Consider the following 26,249-nt stretch of genomic DNA (forward strand, 5'->3'; position numbering starts at 1 on the left):
CTCGCCCTGAGGAGAGAAGCGATGACCCGATCCCTTGTCGAGGACGTGTGGCCGCTTTCGCCACTGCAGGAAGGGCTGCTCTTCCACGCCGCCTTCGACAGCGAGGGTCCCGACGTCTACCAAGGGCAGCGGCTGCTCGAACTGACCGGCCCACTGGACGCGGACCGGCTGCGGGCGTCATGGCAGGCGCTCATCGCCCGGCACGCCGCCCTGCGGGCGAGCTTCCGCCGACGCAAGACGGGCGAGGCGGTGCAAGTCATCGCCCGTGACGCCGAGTTGCCATGGCGTACGGCCGACCTCTCCGGGCTCGCGGAAGCGGACGCGCTGGCAGAGGCGGACCTGCTCGCGGGCCGCGAACGTGCCGAGCGCTTCGACCTGACGGCGGCGCCGCTGCTGCGGCTCCTGCTGATCCGGATCGGCGCGGAGCGGCACCGCCTGGTGGTCACGAGCCACCACGTCCTGATGGACGGCTGGTCCATGCCGGTGCTGCTCGACGAACTCTCGGCGACGTACAAGGCGGGTGGCGACACCTCGGGGCTCCCGCCGGTGACGTCCTACCGCGATTACCTGGCCTGGCTGGGCCGCCAGGACAAGGAGGCGGCGCGGGCAGCCTGGCAGGCGGAACTGGCGGGGGCGGACGGGCCGACCCTGGTCGCGCCCGCGGATCCGGGCCGGACGCCGCTGCCCCCGGAGAGCCTGATCGACGAACTCCCCGCGCAACTGACCGAGGGCCTGGTGCGGTTCGCCCGTGGCCAAGGTCTGACGGTCAACACCGTGGTGCAGGGTGCGTGGGCGCTGATCCTCGCGCGGCTCGCCGGGCGCACGGACGTGGTGTTCGGCGCCACCGTGGCGGGACGGCCGATGGAACTGCCGGGCGTCGAGTCGATGGTCGGCCTGTTCATCAACACACTGCCGGTACGCGTCCGGCTCGACGCCGAACAGCCGGTGGCCCGGATGCTGGCCGAACTGCAGGAACGGCAATCGTCCCTGATGGCACATCAGCACCTGGGGCTGCCCGAGGTGCAGGGGCTCGCCGATTCCGGGGGCGCGGTCTTCGACACCCTCGTGGTGTACGAGAACTATCCGAGCCCGCCCGCCGAGCCCCCGTCGCCGGACACCTTCACCGTGCGTGTCGCCGTAGGTCAGGAGACCGCGCACTATCCGTTCACGCTGGTGGTGGCGCCCGACGGCGAACGGATGCTCTGCAAGCTCGACTACCGTCCTGACCTGTTCGACCGCGAGACCGCGGAGTCGGTGTTCGCGTGGCTGGTGCGGGTGCTCGAACAGCTGGTGACGGACCCGTCGGTCCTCGTGGGCCGGATCGGCCTGCTCGCGGCGCCCGAGCACGGCCTGGTCGTGGAGGGATGGGGCGGCACGGCGGGCGAGGCCACGGCCGGCCCGGTCCCCGAGCTGATCGCCGGACGCGTGGAAGCGGCTCCGGACGCGTCGGCCGTCGTGGGCGAACGGACGCTCTCGTACGGGGAGTTGTGGGCGGAGTCCGGCAGTTGGGCCCGGTACCTGGCGGACGCGGGGGTGCGGCGCGGTGACCGCGTCGCGGTCGTGATGGAGCGGTCGGCTGATCTGCTGCCGCTGCTGCTCGGGGTGTGGCGGGCGGGCGCCGCCTATGTGCCGGTCGACGCGGGCTCGCCTCTGGAGCGCGTGGGCTTCGTCCTTGAGGACTCGGCCCCGGTCGTCGTGCTGTGCACGGAGAAGACCCGGGCCGTCGTGCCGGACGGTGCCGAGCTGCTCGTGGTCGACGATCCACGTGTGCGGGGCGCTGTGCTCGCCGCAGCGACAGCAGCCGCAGCAGCCGCATCCGCAGCCGACGATTCGCCTGTGCTCGTGGGCGCGGACGACGTGGCGTACGTGATGTACACCTCGGGTTCCACGGGCGTGCCGAAGGGCGTGGCCGTGTCGCACGGCAGCGTCGCGGCGCTGGTGGGGGAGCGCGGCTGGTCCGTCGGCCCGGACGACGCGGTCCTGATGCACGCCCCGCACGCATTCGACGTATCGCTCTTCGAGGTGTGGGTCCCGCTGGCCGCAGGTGGCCGCGTGGTCGTCGCCGGGCCGGGCGCGGTCGATGCCGAGCAGGTGCGGGAGCACGTGTCCCGCGGGGTCACATCGGTGCACCTGACCGCCGGTTCGTTCCGCGTCCTTGCAGCGGAGTCGCCCGAGTGCTTCACCTGCTTGCGCGAGGTCCTGACGGGCGGGGACGTGGTCCCTGTCGGGGCGGTGGAGCGGGTGCGCGAGGCCTGCCCCGATGTGGTCGTACGGCATCTGTACGGACCGACCGAGGTGACCCTGTGCGCGACCTGGCGGCTCTGGGGACCGCATGACGCCGTGGGCTCGGTGCTGCCCATCGGCCGCCCCTTGGGCAACCGGCGGGTGTTCGTCCTCGACGCGTTCCTCCAGCCGGTGCCGTCGGGCGTGACCGGCGAGCTGTACGTGGCGGGCGAGGGCCTGGCGCGGGGGTACTGGGCCCGCGCCGAGCTGACGGCGGAACGCTTCGTAGCCTGCCCGTTCGTGCCGGCCGGGCGGATGTACCGCACCGGGGACCTGGTGCGCTGGTCCGACACCGGTGAACTCCTCTTCGTCGGCCGTGCGGACGCGCAGGTCAAGGTGCGCGGCTTCCGGGTGGAGCTGGGCGAGGTGGAGGCGGCACTCGCCGCGCATCCGGAGGTGGCGCAGGCGGTGGTGGTCGCCCGTGAGGACGGTCCGGGCGAACGCCGTCTGGTCGGGTACGTCGTGCCCGAGGGCCCCGAGGGTGTGGACCCCGCCCGCATCCGCGCGCACGTGGCCAGGACGTTGCCCGACTACATGGTCCCGGCCGCCGTGCTGCCCCTGAGCGAACTCCCCGTCACCCGCAACGGCAAGGTCGACCACAAGGCCCTGCCCGCCCCCGACTTCGCGGCACGGGCCACCGGGCGCGCACCGCGTACGGAGACCGAGGCGACCCTCTGTGGTCTGTTCGCCGAGGTGCTCGGACTGGAGCGGGTCGGCGTCGAGGACAGCTTCTTCGAGCTCGGCGGCGACTCGATCATGTCGATGCAACTGGTCGCGCGAGCCCGCCGCGCCGGCCTGGTGGTGACACCCCGGCAGGTCTTCGACGAGAAGACCCCGGAGCGGCTGGCACTGGTGGCGGAGGCGGCCGAGGGTCCGCGTGGCACGGGGACGCATCAGGACGCGGGCGTGGGCGATGTGCCCTGGACGCCGGTCATGCGGGAGCTGGGCGAGCGGGGCCTGCGCGGCAGGTTCGCGCAGTGGATGATCGTCGGCGCTCCTGCTGGTGTCGGCCGGGATGTGCTGGTGGGTGGTATGGGTGCCGTAATCGATGCGCACGACATGCTGCGGGCGCGGGTTACGGCAGATGAGGGCGGGCCCAAGCTGACCGTGGGGCCGAGGGGCTCGGTTTCTGCCGAGGGGCTCGTCGTGCGTGTCGGTGCGGAGGAAACGCCCGGGGACTCGCTGGATGACGTCGCGGTACGGGCGGCGCGCGAGGCGGTGGAGAGGCTCGACCCGGCAGCGGGTGCGATGGTGCAGGCCGTGTGGGTGGATGCGGGGCCGGGGCGTACCGGGCGACTGGTCCTCGTGGTGCATCACTTGGTGGTGGACGGCGTTTCGTGGCGGATTCTGCTGCCGGATCTACGAGCCGCGTGCGAGGCGATGGCAGAAGGCCGGGAGCCGCAACTCGACCCGGCAGGTACTCCGTTCAAGCGCTGGGCCGATGGGTTGGCGGAGGAGGCGAGCGGCGAAACCAGGGCGGCGGAGCTCGCTGAGTGGACCGAACTGCTCGGCGGGGTGCTTGAACCACCGCTGGGCGCAAAGGAGTTGGAGCCGGAGGGCGACACCGCCGGGACCATGCACCGCCGGTCGTGGACGGTGGCGGCGGAGCGCGCAGCGACTTTGGTGGGCCGGACGCCGACGGTTTTCCACTGCGGTGTGCACGAGGTGCTGTTGGCGGCTCTGGCGGGGGCGGTGGTCCATTGGCGGCCGGAGGTAGCACCTGGGGTGCTGGTGGACGTGGAGGGGCACGGGCGGGTGTCGGTCGAGGGTGTGGATCTGTCGCGCACGGTGGGTTGGTTCACGAGCGTGCATCCGGTCAGGCTGGATGTGGGCGCCGTCGATGTGAGTCAGGTGGTGGCCGGTGGTCCGGCGGCCGGGGCGTTGCTGAAGTCGGTCAAGGAGCAGGCGCGGACGATACCGGGTGACGGGCTCGGCTTCGGACTCCTGCGCCACCTCAACCCCGCGACCGCACCCCTCCTCGCGGCCTTGCCGCGCCCGCAGATCGGCTTCAACTACCTGGGACGCTTCACCCACGACGCCTCAGGCACGGACACAGTGGCCCCCTGGCAACTGGCCGGAAGCGATGCGATCGGCGGCTCGATCGACCCCGGCACACCGGCCCAGCACACCCTGGAAGCGAGCGCCGCCGTACAGGACACCCCTGAAGGGCCGGAGCTGACCGTCACGTTGAGCTGGCCGAGCGGGCTCCTCGACGATGCGGACGCGGCACAGCTCGGCCAGGCGTGGGAGCAGGTACTCGGCGGTCTGGCCGCCCACACCGCCGATCCTGCCGCCGGCGGACACACCCCGTCCGACTTCCCCCTCCTCGACCTCACGCAGGAAAACGTGACGGAACTGGAGGCAGCCGCCCCGGAGTTGGTGGACGTATGGCCGTTGTCGCCGTTGCAGGAAGGGATGCTGTTCCACGCCACGTACGACGAGGAAGGGCCCGACGTCTACCAGAGCCAGCGGCTCATGGCGCTGGACGGGCCGCTGGACGTGGACAGGCTGCGCGCCTCGTGGGAGGCGCTCATCGCCCGGCACGCGGCACTGCGGGCGAGCTTCCACCGGCCCGAGTCGGGAGAAGCGGTACAGGTCGTCGCACGGCGAGTGGAGCTCCCCTGGCGCGAGGCCGATGTGTCGGAGCTGGCGGAGGCCGAGGCCGAGCGCCTGGCCGAGCGCGAGATGGCGGAGCGCTTCGACCTGACCCAGGCGCCGCTGCTGCGTCTGCTGCTCATCCGCTTCGGTGAGGACCGGTACCGCCTCGCCGTCACCAGCCACCACATCCTGGTGGACGGCTGGTCCATGCCGGTCATCCTCAACGAGGTGTCCGCGCTGTACGCGGCGAGCGGCGACGCGGGGGGCGACATGGCGAGCGGCGGCCCCGCGCACCTGAAGCCGACCGCCTCCTATCGCGACTATCTGGCCTGGCTGGAACAGCAGGACAAGGAAGCAGCACGGGCCGCCTGGCAGGCGGAGCTTGCCGGAGCGGACGAACCGACGCTGGTGGCGCCCGCGGATCCGGGCCGCCCGCCGGTGATGCCCGCAGTCAGCACGGCCGAGCTCCCCGAGGAGAAGACCCAGGCCCTTGCCGAACTGGCCCGCGCCCACGGCCTGACGCTGAACACCGTCGTGCAGGGCGCGTGGGCCCTGGTCCTCGCACGCCTCGCCGGGCGCACGGACGTCGTGTTCGGCGGGACCGTGGCCGGGCGGCCCCCGGAACTGGCCGACTCCGAGTCGATGATCGGCCTCTTCATCAACACCCTGCCCGTACGGGTGCGGCTCGACGCCGACAGGCCCGTCCTGAAGATGCTCGCCGAGCTCCAGGAGCACCAGTCCGCGCTCATCGCCCACCAGCACCTCGGCCTGTCGGAGATCCAGCAACTCGCCGGTTCCGGCGCGGTCTTCGACACCATGCTGATGTTCGAGAACTACCCGCGGAACTCGGCCACCCTGGCCGGCCCGGCCGAAGGCCCCGCGGCCGACGAGGTCACGATCACGCAGCTGCACACCCTGGCCGGGACGCACTACCCGCTGGCGGTCGGGGTCGTCCCCGCCGACCGGCTCCGTGTCCTGGTGACCTACAGGCCCGACCTGATCAGCAAGGAGGGATCCCTCCGGACAGCACGTCAGGTCGTACGGACCTTGGAGCAACTGGTCGCCGACCCCGCGCTGTTGGTGGCACGGGTGGACGCGCTGGACGCCGCGGATCGCGCGTCGGTCGTGGAGGCGTGGAACGCCACGGGGACGCAGGCCCTTCGCGGGACCCTGCCCGAATTGATCGCAGGGCGTGTGGCGTCGTCGCCGGACGCCGTGGCCGTCGAGGGCGAACGGGCGCTGTCGTACGGGGAGTTGTGGGCGGAGTCGGGGCGGTGGGCCGGGTATCTGGCCGGTCTCGGCGTGGGCCGCGGCGACCGCGTGGCGGTGGTGATGGAGCGGTCGCCCGACTTGCCGTCCCTGCTCCTCGGGATCTGGCGGGCGGGCGCCGCCTATGTGCCGGTGGACGTCGGGTGGCCGGTGGAACGGGTCGCCTTCGTCGTGGACGACGCGGCTCCAGCGGCGGTGGTGTGCACGTCGGAGAGCCGAAGTGCGGTGCCGGACGGAACTGCCGCCCCCGTCGTGGTCCTTGACGACCCTCGGGTGCGGGCGGCGCGGGCCGAGCGCGATGCCGACCGGCCGATCGTGCCGGTGGCGACGCAGGACGTGGCGTACGTGATGTACACGTCGGGCTCGACGGGCGTACCGAAGGGCGTGGCCGTGCCACACGGCAGTGTGGCGGCCCTGGTGGGCGACCGTAGCTGGTGCGTCGGCCCGGACGACGCGGTGCTGATGCACGCCCCGCACGCCTTCGACGTGTCGCTCTACGAGATGTGGGTCCCCCTGTCCGCCGGTGGCCGTGTGGTGATCGCCGAGCGCGGTGTCGTGGACGCCCAGCGGATGCGCGAGCACGTGAAGCGCGGGGTGACGTCCGTCCATGCCACGGCCGGTCAGTTCCGGGCGCTGACGGAGGAGACACCCGACTGCTTCGCCGGGCTGCGAGAGGTGCTGACCGGCGGTGACGTCGTCCCTGCCGGGTCGGTGGCCCGGCTGCGGGAGGCCTGCCCGGACGTCACCGTCCGCCACATGTACGGACCGACCGAGGTGACCCTCTGCGCGACCTGGCACACGCTGAAGCCGGGCGACGCGATGGGCTCGCTACTGCCGATTGGCCGCCCTATGAGCAGTCGGCGGACCTACGTCCTGGACGCGTTCCTGCGGCCGGTGTCCCCAGGGGTGACCGGCGAACTGTACGTGGCGGGGGCCGGGTTGGCGCAGGGCTACTGGAGCCGCCCGAGCCTGACCGCGGAGCGGTTCGTGGCCTGTCCGTACGTCCCCGGTGAGCGGATGTACCGCACCGGCGACCTGGTGCGCTGGACCGAGGGCGGGGAGCTGCTCTTCGTCGGGCGCGCCGACGCGCAGGTGAAGATCCGTGGCTTCCGCGTCGAGCTGGGCGAGGTGGAGGCGGCCCTCGCCGACCACCCCGCCGTGGCCCAGGCCGTCGTCGTCGCCCGCGAGGACCGGCAGGCGGAGCGCCGCCTGGTCGGCTACGTCGTACCCGCGGAGACGGAGACCGTAGACCCCCAACTCGTCCGCGCCCACGCCGCCAGGACGCTGCCCGACTACATGGTCCCCACGGCCGTACTCACCCTGGAAACCCTCCCGGTGACCCGCAACGGCAAGGTCGACCGCGACGCCCTGCCCGCCCCCGACTTCGAGGGAAAGGCCGGCGGGCGCGCGCCGCGCACGGAGACCGAGGCGGTTCTGTGTGAGCTGACAGCCGAGCTGCTCGGCCTGGAGCGGGTCGGGCCCGACGACAGCTTCTTCGAGCTGGGCGGCGACTCGATCATGTCGATGCAACTGGTCGCCCGCGCCCGCCGCGCGAACCTGCTCCTCAAGGCGCAGGACGTCTTCGAGCACGAGACGCCCGCGCGCCTCGCCGCCGTGGCCCGACATGTGGTCGCGGAGACGGCCACCGCGGAATCCGGCATCGGCGACGTGCCCTTGACGCCCGTGATGCGGGCGCTCGGCGAGCGCGGCCTGCGCGGCAGGTTCGCGCAGTGGACGATCGTCGGCGCCCCGGCAGGTCTCGGCCGGGATGTGCTGGCGGGCGGTGTGGGCGCCGTACTCGATACGCACGACATGCTGCGGGCCCATGCGGTGGCAGGCAGCACCGGGCCCAAGCTGTCCGTGAGGCCGCGCGGCTCGGTCGATGCCGCGGCGCTTGTCACGCGCGTCGACGCGACCGACGCACAAGTCGATTCACTGGATGGCCTCGCGGACGAGGCGGCCCGCGAGGCCACCGAGCGTCTCGACCCCGCGGCGGGTGTGCTGCTCCAGGCCGTCTGGGTGGACGCCGGTCCGGAACGGACCGGTCGACTGGCCCTCGTCGTACACCACTTGGTGGTCGACGGGTTGTCGTGGCGCATCCTCGTCCCCGATCTGCGGGCCGCGTGCGAGGCGTTGGCCGCCGGACAGCGGCCGGAGCTCGACGCGGTGGGCACGTCGTTCAAGCAGTGGACGGACGCCCTGGCCGAGCAGGCCACCAGCGGGAGCCGGACCGCCGAGCTCCCGGCCTGGGCCGCCCTGGTCGGCGGTCCGGTCGAACCCCCGCTGGGGAAGCGGGAACTGGACCCGGCACTGGATACGGCGGCCACCATGCGCCGTCGCTCCTGGGCCGTGCCGACGCACCTCGCGGGCACGCTGGCGGGCCGGACGCCGTCGCTGTTCCACTGCGGGGTGCACGAGGTGCTCCTGTCGACGCTCGCGGGCGCGGTCACGCACTGGCGGCGCGGTGAGCACGGGCACGTACTCCTCGACGTGGAGGGCCACGGCAGGGAACCCCTCGACGGCGCCGAACTGTCCCGCACCATCGGCTGGTTCACCACCACACACCCCGTCCGCCTGGACGCGACCGGGATCGACCTCGACGAAGCGCGGAACGGCGGCCTGGCGGCCGGAGCACTCCTGAAAGCCGTCAAGGAGCAGGCCAGGGCAATACCCGGCGACGGGCTCGGCTTCGGCCTCCTGCGCCACATCAACCCCGACACCGCACCCCCTCTGGCGGCTCTGCCGACCCCGCGGATCGGCTTCAACTACCTGGGTCGATTCACGGCGGACACGCACGCGGGCCCGGTCGCCCCCTGGCAACTGGCCGGCGGCGAGGCGATCGGCGGCTCGGTCGACCCGGACATGCCCGCCCTGCACACCCTGGAGGCGGGGGCGGCGGTGCAGGACACCCCTGAAGGGCCGGAGCTGACGGTCACGCTGACGTGGCCCACCGGCGTGATGGAGGAGACGGAGGTGGAAGACCTCGCGCGGATCTGGCTCGACCTGCTCGCCGGTCTCGCCGCCCACACCACCGACCCCGACCCCGCCACGGGCTTCACCGCGGGCGGACACACCCCCTCCGACTTCGCTCTCCTCGACCTCACGCAGCACGAGGTCGACGAACTCGAAGCAGAGGTACCCGAGTTGGCGGACGTATGGCCGCTCTCGCCGTTGCAGGAAGGGCTGCTGTTCCACGCTGGATTCGACGAGCAGGGGCCGGACCTCTACGAAGGGCTGCGCGTACTCGACCTGGACGGCCCGCTGGACGTGGACCGGCTGCGGGCCTCATGGCAGGCGATCATCGCCCGGCACCCGATTCTGCGGGCGAGTTTCCATCGGCGTGCGTCGGGCCAGGCGGTGCAGGTCATCGCGAGGGAAGTGGAACTCCCCTGGAGCGAGGTCGACTTGTCGGCACTCTCGGCCGACGACGCGCGCGCCGCACTCGACCGCGTCGTCGAGGAGGAGCGCGCCCGCCGACTGGACGTGACCGCGGCTCCGCTTCTGCGCCTGCTGCTGATCCGTCTCGGCGAGAACCGCCATGCCCAGGTGGTCATCAACCACCACATCGTCACCGACGGCTGGTCGCTGCCGGTCCTCATCGCCGAGATGTCCGCGATCTACGCGGCAGGCGGTGACGGACGCACCCTGCCCGCCGCGACCTCGTACCGGGAGTATCTGGCATGGCTGGAACGCCAGGACAAGGAGGCGGCACGCGAGGCCTGGCGCACGGAGTTCGCAGGAGCGGACGAACCGACGTTGACGGTGCCGGAGGATCCGTCCGCCGCGCCCGCAGTGCCGGAACGCGTGCCCTTCGAGTTCGGCGAGGAACTCACCCGCAGTGTCGTCGAGTTGGCGCGCGGCCACGGCCTGACGGTCAACACGGTCGTGCAGGGCGCGTGGGCGCTGCTCCTCGCCCGGATCGTCGGACGTACGGACGTGGTGTTCGGCGCGACGGCGGCGGGACGCCCCGCCGAGCTGCCCCGCGTGGAGTCGATGGTCGGCCTGTTCATCAACACGCTTCCCGTACGGGTCGATCTGCCGGCGGAGCAGTCGGTCGCCGCGATGCTGACCGGCCTCCAGGAGCGGCAGGTCGCGCTCATGTCCCACCAGCACATCGGTCTCTCCGAGATCCGCAGGATCGCAGGACCCGGCGCCGCCTTCGACACGCTCGTCGTGTACGAGAACTACCCGCGCCCGCTCCTCGATGAGCCCTCGCCCGACACCCTGTCCATTCGCCCCGGCGGCACACCGGAGGACACGGGCCACTACCCGCTGACGCTGATCGCGGTGCCCGGCGAGCGCCTGCACGGTGAGTTCATCTACCGGCCCGGCGTGTTCCACCGCGCCTGGGCCGAGGAGATGGTGGCGTCACTGGGCAGCGTGCTCGAAGGGATGGCCGCCGATCCTTCGGCGCCCGTGGCACGGGTGGGCGTCCTGGGCGGGGCGCGTCGCGAGCGCGTCGTGGGCGAGTGGAACCGCACGCAGGTCCCGGTGGCCGCGGAGACGCTGCCCGAGTTGTTCCGGCGACAGGTGGAGCGGTCGCGGGACGCCGCCGCCCTGGTGTCGGGCGAGCGGACACTGTCGTATGGAGAGCTGGAGGCGGAGGCGGGACGCTGGGCCCGCCGGCTGATCGCGGCGGGCGTGGGGCCGGAGCGCCGGGTGGCCGTCCTCGCCCCGGGCTCGGCGGCGACGGTGGTGTCCCTCCTCGCGGTGTCCATGGCGGGCGGGGTCTTCGTTCCGGTGGACCCGGGACACCCGCCGGAGCGGGTGGCGTTCGTCCTCGCGGACGCCGACCCGGCGGTGGTGCTGTGCACGCGGGAGACACGGGCCTCGGTGCCGGAGGGGTTCGCGGGCCGCCTGATCGTCCTCGACGACCCGGAGGTCACCGAGGCCGTCGCCGCACAGACTGCCGGACCCGTCGACCAGGGGGAGCGGACCGGGCCGCTCGGCGCGGGCAACGCTGCCTACGTGATCTACACCTCGGGGTCCACCGGCACACCGAAGGGCGTGGTCGTGCCGCATGCGGGGCTCGCCAACCTGGCGCGGGCGCAGATCGAGCGGTTCGCTGTGGGTCCGGACGCGCGGGTGCTCCAGTTCGCCTCGCCGAGCTTCGACGCGTCGGTCTCCGAACTGTGCATGGCGCTCCTGTCGGGAGGCGCGCTCGTGGTGGCGGGCGCGGACGCCCTGCCGCCGCACGTGTCGCTGGGGCAGGCGGCCCGTGACTGGGGGGCGACACACGTGACGGTGCCTCCGAGCGTGCTCGCCGTGGAGGAGGAACTGCCGTCAGCGCTACGGACGTTGGTGGTCGCCGGAGAGGCGTGTCCCCCGGCGCTCGTGGACCGGTGGTCCGCCGGGCGGCGCATGGTGAACGCGTACGGCCCCACCGAGCTGACCGTGTGCGCGGCCATGAGCGCACCCTTGACCGCGGCTGAGGAGACAGGCCGGGAAGCGGTGCCGATCGGCCGCCCGATGGCCAACGTCAAGGTGTTCGTCCTGGACCGCTTCCTCCAGCCCGTCCCGCCGGGAACGCGGGGCGAGCTGTACGTCGCGGGCGCGGGAGTGGCCCGCGGCTACCGGGCGCGGCCCGGTCTGACCGCCGAGCGGTTCGTGGCCTGCCCGTACGAGCCCGGAGAGCGGATGTACCGCACCGGTGACGTGGTGCGGTGGACCGACGACGGCGAGCTCGTCTTCATCGGGCGCGCGGACGCGCAGGTGAAGGTGCGGGGCCACCGGATCGAACCGGGCGAGGTCGAAGCGGTCATCGCCGCGCATCCCGGGGTCGCCCAGGCCGTGGTCGTGGCACGCGACGACCGGCGGGCGGGCGAGCATCAGCTGGTGGCGTACGTCGTCACCGACCCGGCGGAGGCAGGGCGCACCGGACAACTCCTCGCCGCGTTGCGCGATACCGCGGCCGCGCGGCTCCCCGCCTCCATGATCCCGTCGGCGTTCGTTCCCCTGGAGCGCCTGCCCCTCACCGCGAACGGGAAGGTGGACCGGCGTGCGCTGCCCGCCCCCGACTTCGCGGGGAAGGTCTCGGGACAGGAGCCGCGTACGGAGACCGAGGCGCTGCTGTGCGCCCTGTTCGCCGAGGTGCTCAACCTGGAACGGGTCGGCGTCACGGACAGCTTCTTCGAGCTGGGCGGCGACTCGATCTCCTCGATGCAACTGGCCTCCCGCGCCCGCCGCTCCGGCATCGTGGTGACACCCCGGCAGGTCTTCGAGGAGAAGACCCCCGAGCGCCTCGCGACCGTGGCGGAGACTGCTGGCGGCGGCGGGCACACAGCCGTCGAGGACATCGGCGTCGGCGAGGTGCCCTGGACCCCGGTGATGCGGGAGCTGGGTGAGCCCGCACGCGGGCCGAGGTTCGCGCAGTGGGCCGTCATCGGCGCTCCGGCCGGCCTCACACGCGACGTACTCCTGACCGGGGTGGCCGCGGTCATCGACACCCACGACATGCTGCGCGCACGCGTGGTCACGGAGAAACACGACGGCACGGACGGCGACGGCACCGAACCGCGTCTCGTCGTCGGCGAACGAGGGACCGTGGACGCCGCGGCCCTGGTGACCCGCGTGGCAGCCGAGGACGCGGCGCCCGAAGCACTGGACGAGATCGCGGAAAGCGCGGCGAAGGAAGCCGTCGACCGTCTCGATCCGTCAGCCGGCGTGATGTTCCAGGCCGTGTGGGTGGACGCGGGCCCGACGCGGGTCGGCCGACTGGCCTTGATGGTCCACCACCTGGCCGTGGACGGAATGTCCTGGCGGATCCTGATACCCGACCTGGCCCAGGCCTGCGAGGCCGCGGCGGCGGGACAGGAGCCCGTGCTCGACCCCGTGGGGACCTCCTTCAGGCGCTGGGCGAACCTCCTGTCCGCACAGGCGAAGGAACCGGACCGCGTGGCGGAACTCGCCGCGTGGACGGCCCTCCTGGACGGCACGGAACCGCTCATCGGCCGACACGCGCTCGACCCGGCGTTCGACACCGCCGAGACCACACGCCACGCGTCCTGGCAGGTCCCAAGGGAGCAAGCGGCCACCCTCGCGGGCCGGACCCCCGCGCTGTTCCACTGCGGGGTCCACGAGGTGCTCCTGGCGACGCTGGCGGGCGCCGTCACGCACTGGCGCGGCGAGGCCGGGCCCGTACTGCTCGACGTGGAGGGCCACGGCCGTGAACCGGTCGAGGGCACCGAACTCTCCCGAACCATGGGCTGGTTCACCAGCACACACCCGCTCCGTCTCACCGTCGCCGACGTGGACCTCACCGAAGCGGCGGACGGCGGCCCAGCCGCCGGGGCACTCCTGAAGGCGGTCAAGGAACAGGCGCGGGCGGTGCCGGGCGACGGCCTCGGATACGGCTTGCTGCGCCATCTGAACCCCGAGACGGGCCCGGTGCTCGCCGCCTTGCCCGGCCCGCAAATCGGCTTCAACTACCTGGGCCGGTTCACCGCCGGCGACCCTTCCGACGACCGCACGGTCGCGGCCTGGCAGATGGCCGGAGACACGGCGATCGGCGGCTCGGCCGACCCGGACATGCCGTCCACGCACGCCCTGGAAGCGGGCGCGGCCATCGTGGACACTGCTGACGGGCCCGAGCTGACCGTCTCGCTCAGCTGGGCGGGCCGCGCCGTCGACAGCGCGGCGGCCGAACGCATCGGACGGCTCTGGCTTGACCTGCTCGGCGGCCTCGCCGCCCACACCACCGATCCCACGGCCGGTGGACACACACCTTCCGACTTCCCCCTCCTCGGCCTCGCACAGAGCCAGATCGAGGAGCTCGAAGCCGGATTCAACCCGCGCTGAAGCCCTGCGGATCCGAAAGCTCCAAGGAGAGAAGAGATGACCCGATCACCGGTCGAGGACGTGTGGCCGCTGTCGCCGCTCCAGGAAGGGCTGCTCTTCCACGCCGCCTTCGACGACCAGGGACCGGACGTATACACCGTGCAGTCCGCGCTCGACATCGACGGACCCGTGGACGCGGGCCGGTTACGGGCATCGTGGGAGGCGCTCCTCACCCGGCACGCCGCACTGCGCGCCTGCTTCCGTCAGGTGAGCGGGGCGCAGATGGTGCAGGTCATCGCGCGGGACGTGGCGCTGCCCTGGCGTACGGAGGACGTGTCGTCCCTCGCCGCGTCCGAACAGCCCGCCGCGCTGGAGCGCCTGGCGGAGAGCGAGCGGGCGGAGCCCTTCGACCTGGCGGTGCCTCCGCTGCTGCGCCTCCTCCTGATCCGCGTCGGCGGGCACCGGCGCCGCCTGGTCGTCACCAGCCACCACATCCTGATGGACGGCTGGTCGGCCCCGATCCTCATCGGTGAACTCGCCGAGATCTACGCGGCGGGCGGCGACGCCTCCCGGCTCGGCCGCACGACCTCCTACGGCGAGTACCTGAAGTGGCTCGGCCGCCAGGACAGGGAGGCCGCGCGGGACGCCTGGCGGTCGGAACTCGCGGGCGCGGACGAACCGACGCTGGTGGCACCGGCCGTACCGGACCGGCTCCCCGTCTTCCCCGAGAACGTGAGCGAATACCTCACCGAGGAGACCACGCGGGACGTGGTGGAGCTGGCCCGCGCCAACGGCCTGACAGTGAACACCGTGGTCCAGGGCGCGTGGGCGCTGGTCCTCGCGCGGCTCGCAGGGCGCACGGACGTGGTGTTCGGCGCGACGGTGGCGGGCCGTCCTGCCGAGCTGCCTGGCGTGGAGTCGATGGTGGGGCTGCTCATCAACACGCTGCCCGTCAGGGTTCAACTGGACGGCACACAGTCCGTGTTGGAGATGCTCCGTGCATTACAGGAGCGCCAGTCGGTACTGATGGCCCACCAGCACCTGGGCCTCCCGCAGATCCAGAAGGCGGCGGGCCCGGGAGCGGGCTTCGACACGCTCCTGGTGTACGAAAGCTTCCCCCAGCCTCCGGCTGCCTCCGACTCCGACACCGACTCCGTATCCACATCCACCTCGCCGGACAGCGAGCGTCTCTCCCTCAGGCCGGCGGGGTTCACCCGTGAGGCGGCGCACTATCCGCTGACCCTGGTCGTCGGCCCCGGCGAGCGCATGCACCTGAAGCTCGAGTACCGACCGGACCTGTTCGGCCGAGGTGTCGCCGCGGCGGCGCTCGCATCGCTGGTGCGGGTCCTTGAACAGGTGGCCGCCGATCCCGCTGTGGTCGTGGGACGCGTCGGCGCGATGGCGGCCGCCGAACGCGAGGCGGTGGTTCAGCCTCGGCGCGGGGTGGTCCCCGAGTTGATCGCCGGGCGCGTGGTCTCGTCGCCGGGCGCGGTGGCTGTCCAAGGTGAACGGGCGCTGTCCTACGGGGAGTTGTGGGCGGAGTCCGGTCGCTGGGCCCAGTACCTGGCGGGCACGGGGGTGCGGCGCGGCGACCGCGTCGCGGTGGTGATGGAGCGGTCGCCGGACCTGGTGGCGCTGCTCCTGGGAATCTGGCGAGCGGGCGCTGCCTACGTGCCGGTGGACGCGGGCTGGCCGAAGGAGAGGGTGGCGTTCGTTCTGGACGACGCGGCCCCGGCGCGGGTGGTGTGCACGTCCGGGAGCCGTGGCGTGGTGCCGGAGCGGGCCGCCGCGCGACTGGTGGTCCTCGACGACCCTCAGGTGTGTGCGGCGCTGGCGGAATGCGGAACCGCCAAGCCGATCGTGCCGGTGGCCGCGCGGGACGTGGCGTACGTGATGTACACGTCGGGCTCGACCGGCACACCCAAGGGCGTGGCCGTGCCGCACGGCAGTGTGGCGTCGCTGGTGGGGGAGCGGGGCTGGGATGTGGGTGCGGCGGACGCGGTCCTGATGCATGCCCCGCACGCCTTCGACGCGTCGCTCTTCGAGCTGTGGGTCCCGCTGGTCGCGGGTGGCCGTGTGGTGGTCGCCGAACCCGGTGTGGTGGATGCCCAGCAGGTGCGTGAGCTCGTGAAGGGCGGGGTCACGGCGGTGCATCTGACCGCCGGTTCGTTCCGTGTCCTCGCCGAGGAGTGGCCCGACTGTTTCGCGGGCCTGCGTGAGGTGCTGACCGGTGGCGACGTGGTCCCTGCCGCGTCGGTGGCCCGTGTGCGCGAGGTCTGCCCGGACGTCGCCGTCCGCCACCTGTACGGGCCGACGGAGACGACGCTCTGCGCGACCTGGCACGTGCTGAGGCCGGGCGACGCGATGGCTCCCGTACTCCCGATCGGGAGTCCTCTGCCCCACCGCCGGGCCTACGTCCTTGACGGCTTCCTCCGGCCCCTGCCGCCGGGCGTGACCGGCGAACTCTACTTGGCGGGGGTCGGGTTGGCGCAGGGCTACTGGAACGGCCAGGGCCTGACCGCGGAGCGGTTCGTTGCCTGTCCGTACGTACCCGGTGAGCGGATGTACCGCACCGGGGACCTGGTCCGCCGTACCGAGGGCGGGGAGCTGCTCTTCGTCGGGCGCGCCGACGCGCAGGTGAAGATCCGTGGCTTCCGCGTCGAGCTGGGCGAGGTGGAGGCGGCCCTTGCCAACCACCCCGCCGTGGCCCAGGCCGTGGTGGTCGCCCGTGAGGACGGTCCGGGTGAGCGGCGCCTGGTCGGCTACGTCGTACCCGAGGGGACGGAGACCATCGACCCTCAACTCGTCCGCGCCCACGCCGCCGAGAGCCTGCCCGACTACATGGTCCCGGCCGCCGTCCTTGCCCTGGGCGCCCTGCCCGTGACCCGCAACGGCAAGGTCGACCGCGAGGCCCTGCCCGCCCCCGACTTCACCGAGCGCGCCTCCTCAGGCCGCAAGCCCCAGACCGCGGCCGAGGAGACGCTGTGCCGCCTGTTCGCCGAGGTGCTCGACCTGGAGCGGGTCGGGCCCGACGACAGCTTCTTCGACCTGGGCGGCGACTCGGGCCTCGCGATGCGCCTCGCAGGACGGATCCGCGAGGAGTTCGACGCCGAACTCGGCATCCGGCAGTTCTTCGGCTCGCCGACACCCGTAGGGGTGGCCCGGCTGCTCGCCACGAAGGCGCGTCCCGTGCTGCAAGCGGTCGAGAACCGAGACGAAGTCCCGGTCACGGCAGGGCAGTTCCGCACCTGGCTGATGTCCCGGCTCGACGACGAGGCGGGAACCGACCGCATCCCGGTGGCGCTGCGGCTCAGTGGCGACCTTGACCAGGACGCGTTGCGAGCGGCCCTCGGCGATGTCGCCGCGCGGCACGAGATCCTGCGCACCACCTTCGACGGGGCCCCCGGCGGCGCTATGCGGCAGCGCGTCCTGGACGCCGCTGTCGCCCGCCCCACCCCGGCCCTGGTGCAAGTGACCGAGGCGGAGCTGCCGGAGCTGCTCGCCGCCCGCGCCAGGCACGCGTTCGACCTCGGGCAGGAAGTGCCGTGGACGCAGGCGCTCTTCCGCCTCTCGGACACCGAGTACGTGCTGCTGCTCGTGGTGCACCGGATCGCCGCCGACGACGCCTCGCTGGACGTCCTGGTCCGTGACCTGGCGACCGCGTACGGTGCGCGCCGCGAGGGCCGGGTGCCGGAACGGGCCCCGCTGCCCCTCCAGTTCGCCGACTACGCGCTCTGGGAGCGGCAGCTCCTCCAGGGAGAGCAGGAACCCGAGAGCCTGTTCAACGACCAACTCGCCTACTGGCAGGACACCTTGGCGGGCATCGACGCCGAGATCGAGCTGCCCGCCGACCGGCCGCGCCCGACCATCGCCTCGCACCGGGCCGGGACGGTACCGCTGCGCCTCGACACCGAGGCGCACGGCCGTCTCGCCGACCTGGCCGATGACGACGGGACGACGCCGTTCATGGTCGTGCAGGCGGCCCTCGTGATGCTGCTCGCCCGGCTCGGCGCGGGCACCGACGTCACCATCGGCACACGGATCCCGCGTCGGGGCGAGTCCGGTCTCGAAACGCTGGTGGGCCCCTTCGCCGGGGCGCTCGCGTTGCGTACGGACGCGTCCGGCGACCCCACGTTCCGCGAGCTTCTCGGCCGGGTCCTGGCGTCGAACCAAGAGGCACGCGAGCACCGGGACGTACCGTTCGAACGCCTCGTGGACGCCCTGGAGCTGCCGCCCTCGCTCGCACGCCACCCGGTGTTCCAGGTGCTCCTTGAAGTCGACGACAGCGTCGCCGAGCCCTGGGACCCCTGGGAGCTGCCCGGCCTGCGCACCACCCGCCAGGAGCTCGGCGCGGAAGCCACCGAGCTGGACCTGGCGTTCAGCCTCACCGAACGGTACGAGCCCGACGGTGACCTCGGCGGCATCGACGGTCAACTCCGGTACGCCACCGAGCTGTTCGACCAGCGGACCGCGCAGACAATCGCGCAGCGGTTCGTCCGCGTGCTCGACCAGGTGACGGCCGATCCGGAGCGGCGCCTGAGCGAGGTCGACGTACTGCTCGACGCCGACGAGGCCCGTCGCATCGTGGCGGGCGGGAACGACACCACGGAGGAGGCTCCGACGCGCACCGTGGTGGAGATGCTGGCCGCGCAGACGGCACGTACGCCCCACGCGGTCGCCGTCACGGATCCGCACGGCGCCCTGACGTACGAGGCGCTGGACGCCGCGGCGGAGCGGCTCGCGCGTCGGCTGATCGAGCAGGGTGCGGGCCCGGAGAGCGTCATAGATGTGGCGCAGCCGACCGGCAACGCCTTGGTCGTCGCGCTGCTCGGGGTGCTGAAATCCGGTGCGGCCGCCTCCTTCGCCGAAGACCCCGCACGCCCTCAGAAGGGCGTCGATCTCACGGTCGCCGATGTCCCGATCCCGGACGACGAGACCAACTGGGCGCCGGAGGAAGCCGGTTCCGCCCAGCCTGCCCTTCCGGGGCATCCGGCGCTGGTCCTCGCCGGCGCCGTCGTAGAACACCGCACGCTCGCCTCCCACACGACGTACCGCATGCATGCCTCCCCGGCGTTGGGCGCGGCACCACTGCTGGATGCCAGGGCCCCGTTCGCGGCCCTCGTGACGCCGCTGCTCGCGGCGCTCTGTGCGGGAGGGAGCGTGCGGCTCGGCATACCCGGCCAGGACCTTGAAGCGGGGGAGACCGGGACCCTGGTGGTCACCACCCCCGAGCTGCTTGAGGCCGCTCCCGAGGCCGCTCCCGAGGCCCTGGTCGTGGACCTGGCGGGCGAGTCCCAGGCCGTGGACCAGGTGCGCGGCTGGCGGGAACGGCACCCCTCGACTCCGCTGGTGTGCGGCTACGGAGTGCCGGAGACGGGAGGGGCCTGGCTGGAGCACCGGGCGAGCCCCGAGACGGCCGGCGCCTGGGAGCCCCGCACCGGCAGCGCGGTCCAGAACACCCGCGCCTTCGTGCTCGACGAACGCCTGCGTCCGGTGCCGCCGGGTGTCACGGGCGACCTCTACCTGGCGGGCATCGCGCTGGCCCGCGGCTACGCGCGCGCCCCGGGACGCACGGGTGATCGGTTCGTCGCGTGCCCCTTCGGTGCCGCGGGTGAGCGCATGTTCCGTACCGGCGAACGGGCGAAGCGGACGAACGAGGGCCGCATCGCCGTACAGCCCGAGGACCAGGGGTGGAAGCGGGACACCGGAGCGGGGCGGCGCATGGGGCGGAACCGCGGCGACCTGGGGGTTCTGCTGCCCCTGCGGCCGGAAGGCAGCCGCCCCCCGCTGTTCTGCCTGCACACCGGTATGGGCCTGAGCTGGACCTACGCCGCCCTCCTGCCGCACCTGCCCCAGGACCAGCCCGTGTACGGCGTGCAGGCGCGCGGCATCGCACGGTCCGAGCAACTGCCGGGAAGCATCGAGGAGATGGCGGCCGACTACGCGGACGAGATCCGCACCGTCCAACCCGTCGGCCCCTACCACCTCCTGGGCTGGTCCATCGGCGGAACCATCGCCCAGGCCGTCGCCGCCCGCCTGGAGGAACTGGGCGAAGAAGTGGCGCTCCTGGCGCTGCTCGACGCCTATCCCGGCAGCGGCGCCGCCAAGTCGCGGTTCCGCGGCGAGGAGGGGCGGGAGTCGGAAGGCTACGGCGTGCTGCGACAAGGCGAGGGCGCCGACGTGGCCTCCCTCTACCGCTCGTCGGGCATGAGCGAGCAGGCCCTCTCCAACCTGGAGACGGTCGTCCGCAACATGTCGGGCTTCGCACCGGACCACACGCCCCGCCCCTCCCACGGCGACCTGCTGCTCTTCGTGGCGGCAGCCGACCGGACGGAGGAGCGGCCCGTGGCGGAAGCCGTCGCGACCTGGCGGCCCTTCATCGAGGGCGACATCGAAACGCACGAAGTGCCCGTCGGCCATTACGACATGCTCAAACCCGAAGCCCTTTCGCGCATCACGCGGGTCGTCGCGCGAAAACTCGCCGCCGAAAATCCGGAACAGCGGACATCAACCCCAGCAACCGAAAAGGACTGAACGATGACCAATCCGTTCGACAACGAAAACGGCACTTTCCTGGTTCTCGTCAACGACGAGGGACAGCACTCTCTGTGGCCCGCTTTCGCCGAGATCCCCGAAGGCTGGACCACGGCTCACGGCGAGGGCACCCGCCAGGAATGCCTCGCGTACATAGAGGAGAACTGGACGGACATGCGGCCGAAGAGCCTCATCGCGGACATGAGCAGGAACGAGACGGCGGCGCCGTAGATGGACACGGAATCGCTGGTGACCGTGGCGATCGGCGATGTCGCCGTCATCGTCATCGTCTCCCGCCTCCTCGGAGCGCTGGCCCGCCGCTGCGGCCAGCCGGTGGTCATCGGCCAGATCGTCGCCGGTATCGCCCTGGGCCCCACGCTCCTCGGCCGCCTGCCCGGAGATCCCACATCGCGGCTCTTCCCGCCGGAGGTACTGCCGTTCCTGACGGTGCTCTCGCAGATCGCCATCGTGATCTTCATGTTCGTCGTGGGGTACGAGATGGACTGGCGGCAGCTGCGCAAGGGAGGCAGAGCGGCGGCCACCGTGGCGCTGTGCGCGTTCCTGGTCCCGGCCGGTCTGGGCGTGGGCGCGGTGGGCGTGTTCCACGGGGCGTTCGACGCGGTCCAGCCGGGGCACGCGGACGGCAGGGCGTTCTGGCTGTTCATGGCCGTGGCGGTCTCCGTCACCGCGCTGCCCGTGCTCGCGGCCATCGTCCGCGAGCGGGGGCTCGCGGGCACCGTCGAGGGCACCGTGGCCACCACCGCCGCCGGGCTCATGGACGTGGTGGCGTGGCTGGTCCTCGCCGCCGCGCTCGCCGGCACCGGGCACGCCACCGGCAGGTCGTGGCAGCTGACGCTGCTCCTGATCGCCCTGTTCGTGGCGGCACTGTTCCTGCTGGTGCGCCCGGTGCTCGGGTGGTGGCTCCGGCGCTCCAAGGTGGTCCTGGCCAACCAGCTCACCATCGCGCTCGGCCTCGCACTCGGCAGCGCCTGGGTGACCGCCGAGCTCGGTCTGCACCCCGTGTTCGGCGGGCTGCTCGCCGGCCTCACGATGCCCCGCAGGGACGGCGTGCCGGACGCCGATGTGCTGCGGCCGATGGAGCAGACCTCCGACCTGCTGCTCCCGCTGTTCTTCGTGACGACAGGCCTTTCCTTCAACATCGGCTCGCTGGACGGGAACGGCGGTCTCCTGCTCCTGTTGATCCTCGCCGTGGCGGTCCTCGGCAAGCTCGGACCGGCGTACGCGGCATCGCGGATCAGCGGCATGGACACGTACCGCTCGGCGACCGTCGCCGCGCTGGTGAACACCCGCGGACTCACGGAACTGATCGTCCTGAACGTCGCGTTGGACGCGGGGATCATCGGCCCTGCGCTTTTCACCGTTCTCGTACTCATGGCATTGGTCACCACCTTCATGACGGGGCCTTTGCTCTCTCTCGCACGGCGCAGGCACGAACGGAAAATCCCGCACCGTCCGGAAAAGAAGGTCGTTCCCGCGCTGACGGATGGACAGCCTTGACGCCCGGGCAGAGCGATTTCAGACTCGATTGAGCATCAGAATTTGCTGTTTTCCCGTCCGGGAGAAAAAGGGGAGGGATGACCTTGCCGGATTCCGAGGAATTCGACGTGGTGGTGGTCGGCGGAGGGCCCGCCGGGTCGACACTGGCGGCACTCGTGGCCATGCAGGGGCGGCGGGTCCTCGTCCTGGAGAAGGAGTTCTTCCCGCGCCACCAGATCGGCGAGTCGCTGCTGCCGTCCACCGTGCACGGCGTGTGCAGGCTGACCGGCGTCGCGGACGAACTGGCCAAGGCGGGGTTCCCGCGCAAGCGCGGCGGCACCTTCAGGTGGGGCGCCAACCCGGACCCCTGGACCTTCTCGTTCTCGGTCTCCCCGCGCATGAGCGGGCCGACGTCGTTCGCCTACCAGGTGGAGCGGTCCAAGTTCGACGACATCCTGCTCAAGCACGCCCGCAAGGTGGGCGCCGAGGTGCGGGAGGGCTGCGCGGTGCTCGACGTCATCGACGACGCCGAGCGGATCAGGGGCGTCACGTACACCGACGCCGACGGCAACGTACGCCGGGCGCTCGCCACGTTCGTCGTGGACGCGTCGGGCAACAAGAGCCGCGTGTACCAGCGCGTGGGCGGCAAGCGCGAGTACTCGGAGTTCTTCCGCAGCCTCGCCCTGTTCGGCTACTTCGAAGGCGGCAAGCGGCTCCCGGAGCCCAACTCCGGCAACATCCTGTCGGTGGCGTTCCCGAGCGGCTGGTTCTGGTACATCCCCCTCAGCGACACCCTGACGAGCGTCGGCGCCGTGGTGCGGCGCGAGATGGCCGAGAAGATCCGGGGCGACCAGGAGAAGGCGCTCATGGCGCTCGTCGACGAGTGCCCCCTGATCGGCGAGTACCTCGCGGGCGCCAAGCGGGTCACCACCGGCCAGTACGGACAACTGCGCGTCCGCAAGGACTACTCGTACCACCAGACGACCTTCTCCCGCCCCGGTCTCGTCCTCATCGGCGACGCGGCGTGCTTCGTCGACCCGGTGTTCTCGTCGGGCGTCCATCTGGCGACGTACAGCGCGCTGCTCGCGGCCCGCTCCATCAACAGCGTCCTGTCCGAACGCGTCGACGAGGACCGGGCGTTGAAGGAGTTCGAGGCCCGCTACCGGCGCGAGTACGGCGTGTTCTACGAATTCCTCCTGTCCTTCTACGACATGCACCACGACCAGGACTCCTACTTCTGGCAGGCGAAGAAGGTCACCAGGACCGAGCGGCCCGAACTCCAGTCGTTCGTCGAGCTCATCGGCGGAGTCTCCTCCGGCGAGCGCGTCCTGACCGACGCCGAGATCCTCGCCAAGCGCTTCTCCTCGGGGTCGCAGGAGTTCGCCGCCGCGGTCGACGAACTGGCGGGCAGCGAGGACGGAAGCATGGTGCCGCTGTTCAAGTCCTCGGTGGTGCGCGAAGTCATGCAGGAGGGCGGCCAGGTCCAGATGCGCGCCCTGCTCGGCGAGGACGCCGAAGCGGAGGCCCCCTTGTTCAGCGGCGGTCTGGTGCCGTCACCCGACGGCATGTTCTGGCAGCAGCCCGTGCCCGCCCCCGGCCCGGCCGAGTAGAAGGAGGTCCGCGCATGGCGCGGCCGTCAGACCTCTCCATGCACAACCGCAGGGACCGTCTCGACCCGCTGCCCGAGCTGAGCGAACTCAGTGCGCGGGCACCGCTGTCCGAGGTCGAGCTCGGCGACGGGCCCAGCTCGTCGACGGGCTGGCTCGTCACGGGCCACGACGAGGTGCGCGCGGTACTCGGCGACGCGGAGCGGTTCAGTACGGCCCCGCCCGCGGGCGGCACCCGGCCGGTCCAGGCGGGCAACCTCATCCAGTACGACCCGCCCGACCACTCCCGGCTGAGGCTGCTGCTCACACCGGAGTTCACGGTCCGCCGGATGCGGGGCCTAGAGCCCGCCGTGGAAGCCGTCGTGGCGGACTGCCTGGACTCCCTGGAGAAGGCGGGGCGGCCCGCCGACTTCATGCGGCACGTCGCCTGGTCCGTCCCCGGCCTCGTCATGTGCGAGCTGTTCGGCGTGGCGCGCGACGACCGGGCGGAGCTCGCGCGGCTGCTCAAGGTCAGCCGTCCCGCCTTCCGCGGCCGGCAACTGCAGCTGACCGCGGGCGCCGCCTATCTCGCGTACGTCGACCAACTCGTCGCCCGCAACCGGCGGGCGCCCGGCGACGACCTGCTCGGCAGGCTGGTGCGCCGGCACGGCGACGACATCGACGACGACGAACTCGTCGGCCTCACCGCGTTCGTCATGGGCTCCGGCGTCGAGAACATGGCCAGCATGCTGGGGCTCGGCATCCTCGCACTGCTCGAACATCCCGACCAGCTGGCCCTGTTGAGGCAGTGCCCGCACCTGATCGACCAGGCGGTGGAGGAGTTCATCCGCTACCTCTCGATCATCCCGACGGCGTCGCCGCGGACCGCTCGCGAGGACGTACCCCTCGCGGGCAAGGTGATCAAGGCCGGGGACCAGGTGGCCTGTTCGCTGTTCGCGGCCAACCGCGTCCGGCCGCCCGGCGCGCCGCCGGACGTCCTCGACATCACCCGTGAGGCCACCGCCCATGTCGGGCTCGGCCACGGCATCCACTACTGCATCGGTGCGTCGCTGGTGCGGATGGAGCTCAGGAGCGCCTACCTGGCGGTGCTTCGCCGCTTTCCCGAGCTGCGCCTGGCCGTACCGCCGAAGGACATCCGCTTCCGGACACAGGCGCCGTACGGCGTGGAGACACTGCCGGTCACCTGGTAGGGGAGCCATGACATCGACGACCGAGACGACCGGGACGACCGGGACGACCGAGTCCGGGCCCGTGTACGTCCGCCGCGACGGCTTCGGCCCGGCCGAAGAGCTGCGCAGGCTGGCCGAGGGCCGTCCCGTCACCCGGATCGACGTGGGTCCGGGGACCGACGGAGTGCCGGTCTGGCTCGTCACGGGCCACGCGGAAGTACGCCAAGTCCTCGGCGACCACCGGAGGTTCTCCACCCGGCGCCGCTTCGGACCACGCTCACCGCGGGGACGGGACGAGGGCCCGCGGCCCGACGAGCTGATCGGGCAGCTCATGGACTACGACCCGCCCGAGCACACCCGGCTCCGGCAGATCCTCACGCCCGAGTTCACCCTGCGCCGGATGCGCAGGATCGAGCCGGGCATCACCGGCATCGTCACCGAGCACCTCGACGCCATTGAACGCGCCGGGCCGCCCGCCGAACTGGTCGCGGCCTTCGCCTCGCCCGTCCCCGGCGCCGCCCTGTGCGAGCTGATCGGAGTGCCCCGCGACGACCGCGGCGACTTCCTGCGCCGCTGCCACGCATTCCTCGTGCCCGGCCGGGGGCGGCAGCGCCGGGCGGCGGCCGGGGAACTGCTCTCGCGGTACGTCGCCGCGATGGTGGCCCGGCAGCGCACCGACCCCGACGAAGGCTTCCTGGGCATGTTGATCCGCGACCACGGCGACGAGGTCACGGACAAGGAACTGCGGGGTGTCTGCGTCCTGTTGGTGCTCGCCGGCCTCGACAACATCTCCGGCATGCTGGGCCTCGGCACCCTTCTGCTGCTCGGTCACCCCGACCAGCTCGCCGCCGTGCGCGACGACCCCGGAGCCGTGGACGGCGCGGTGGAGGAGTTGCTGCGCCACCTGTCGGTTCCGCACGCCCCGACGCCCCGGACGGCCCTGGAGGACGTCACCGTCGGAGGGCAGGTCATCAAGGCGGGGGAGCACGTCCTGTGCTCGCTGCCGATGGCCAACCGCGACCCCGCGCTGCTCGCCGATCCGGACCGTTTCGACATCACACGGGCGCCGGGGGCCCATGTCGCCTTCGGCCACGGCATCCACCACTGCCTGGGCGCGGCACTGGCCCGCATGGAACTGCGCATCGCCTACCCGGCGCTGCTGCGGCGCTTCCCCGGCCTGCGCCTCGCCGTGCCCGAGCGCGAGGTGCCGTTCCGCGTGCACGCGCTCGCCCACGGTGTGGAGCGGCTGCCGGTCACCTGGTGAAGGACGCCAAGGACAAGGCCAAGGAGGAACAGATGGACGTACGGGTGGACCGTCACCGATGTGCGGGCTCCGGGCTCTGCATGGCCCAAGTGCCCGCGGTCTTCGACCAGTCGGACGAGGACGGCAAGGTCCTGCTGAACGCCCAGGACCCGGGCCCCGAGCTGGCAGGCGCCGTGCGCGCGGCGGCCGCGCGGTGCCCGTCCGGCGCGATCACGCTGCACGAACACGACACCGCCGGCCACTGACGCTCTC

The 26,249-nt window shown here is 72.1% G+C and carries 8 protein-coding genes; all 8 read left to right on the forward strand.

Annotated features, from left to right (window positions below):
- The first annotated feature begins 21 nt into the window (after positions 1-21).
- The gene (locus ACWGI2_RS24330; protein WP_453697566.1) at positions 22-13,947 is read left to right on the forward strand and encodes an amino acid adenylation domain-containing protein; all 13,926 of its coding nucleotides are present in this window, start codon (positions 22-24) and stop codon (positions 13,945-13,947) included.
- Between the two features lie 36 nt (positions 13,948-13,983).
- Entirely contained in the window at positions 13,984-20,460 is a 6,477-nt protein-coding gene (locus ACWGI2_RS24335; protein ID WP_453697567.1) for an amino acid adenylation domain-containing protein, read from the forward strand.
- A 3-nt stretch (positions 20,461-20,463) separates the two neighbouring features.
- A complete protein-coding gene (locus tag ACWGI2_RS24340; RefSeq protein ID WP_160503028.1) occupies positions 20,464-20,691 on the forward strand; it encodes an MbtH family protein in 228 nt (75 codons plus the stop codon).
- Positions 20,692-21,978: a cation:proton antiporter gene (locus ACWGI2_RS24345; RefSeq protein WP_453697568.1), complete on the forward strand. Its 1,287-nt coding sequence runs from the start codon at positions 20,692-20,694 to the stop codon at positions 21,976-21,978.
- A gap of 77 nt (positions 21,979-22,055) precedes the next feature.
- Positions 22,056-23,567, forward strand: a complete 1,512-nt coding sequence (locus ACWGI2_RS24350; RefSeq protein WP_453697569.1) for a tryptophan 7-halogenase — start codon at positions 22,056-22,058, stop codon at positions 23,565-23,567.
- A gap of 14 nt (positions 23,568-23,581) precedes the next feature.
- Positions 23,582-24,754, forward strand: coding sequence for a cytochrome P450 (locus tag ACWGI2_RS24355; protein ID WP_453697571.1), 1,173 nt, complete (start codon positions 23,582-23,584; stop codon positions 24,752-24,754).
- 7 nt (positions 24,755-24,761) lie between these two features.
- Entirely contained in the window at positions 24,762-25,997 is a 1,236-nt protein-coding gene (locus tag ACWGI2_RS24360; RefSeq protein ID WP_453697573.1) for a cytochrome P450, read from the forward strand.
- Positions 25,994-26,242 (forward strand): ferredoxin, encoded by a 249-nt coding sequence (locus tag ACWGI2_RS24365; protein WP_453396414.1) that lies wholly within the window; start codon positions 25,994-25,996, stop codon positions 26,240-26,242. Before ACWGI2_RS24360 ends, ACWGI2_RS24365 begins: the two co-directional genes overlap by 4 nt.
- Positions 26,243-26,249: the final 7 nt, after the last annotated feature.

The organism is Streptomyces sp. NPDC054866, assembly GCF_053610745.1.

Excerpts from the sequence above, each read along its gene's own strand:
- ACWGI2_RS24330 (WP_453697566.1), top strand. The coding sequence starts at position 22 with ATGACCCGATCCCTTGTCGAGGACGTGTGGCCGCTTTCGCCACTGCAG.
- ACWGI2_RS24335 (WP_453697567.1), top strand. The coding sequence starts at position 13,984 with ATGACCCGATCACCGGTCGAGGACGTGTGGCCGCTGTCGCCGCTCCAG.
- ACWGI2_RS24340 (WP_160503028.1), top strand. The coding sequence starts at position 20,464 with ATGACCAATCCGTTCGACAACGAAAACGGCACTTTCCTGGTTCTCGTC.
- ACWGI2_RS24345 (WP_453697568.1), top strand. The coding sequence starts at position 20,692 with ATGGACACGGAATCGCTGGTGACCGTGGCGATCGGCGATGTCGCCGTC.
- ACWGI2_RS24350 (WP_453697569.1), top strand. The coding sequence starts at position 22,056 with ATGACCTTGCCGGATTCCGAGGAATTCGACGTGGTGGTGGTCGGCGGA.
- ACWGI2_RS24355 (WP_453697571.1), top strand. The coding sequence starts at position 23,582 with ATGGCGCGGCCGTCAGACCTCTCCATGCACAACCGCAGGGACCGTCTC.
- ACWGI2_RS24360 (WP_453697573.1), top strand. The coding sequence starts at position 24,762 with ATGACATCGACGACCGAGACGACCGGGACGACCGGGACGACCGAGTCC.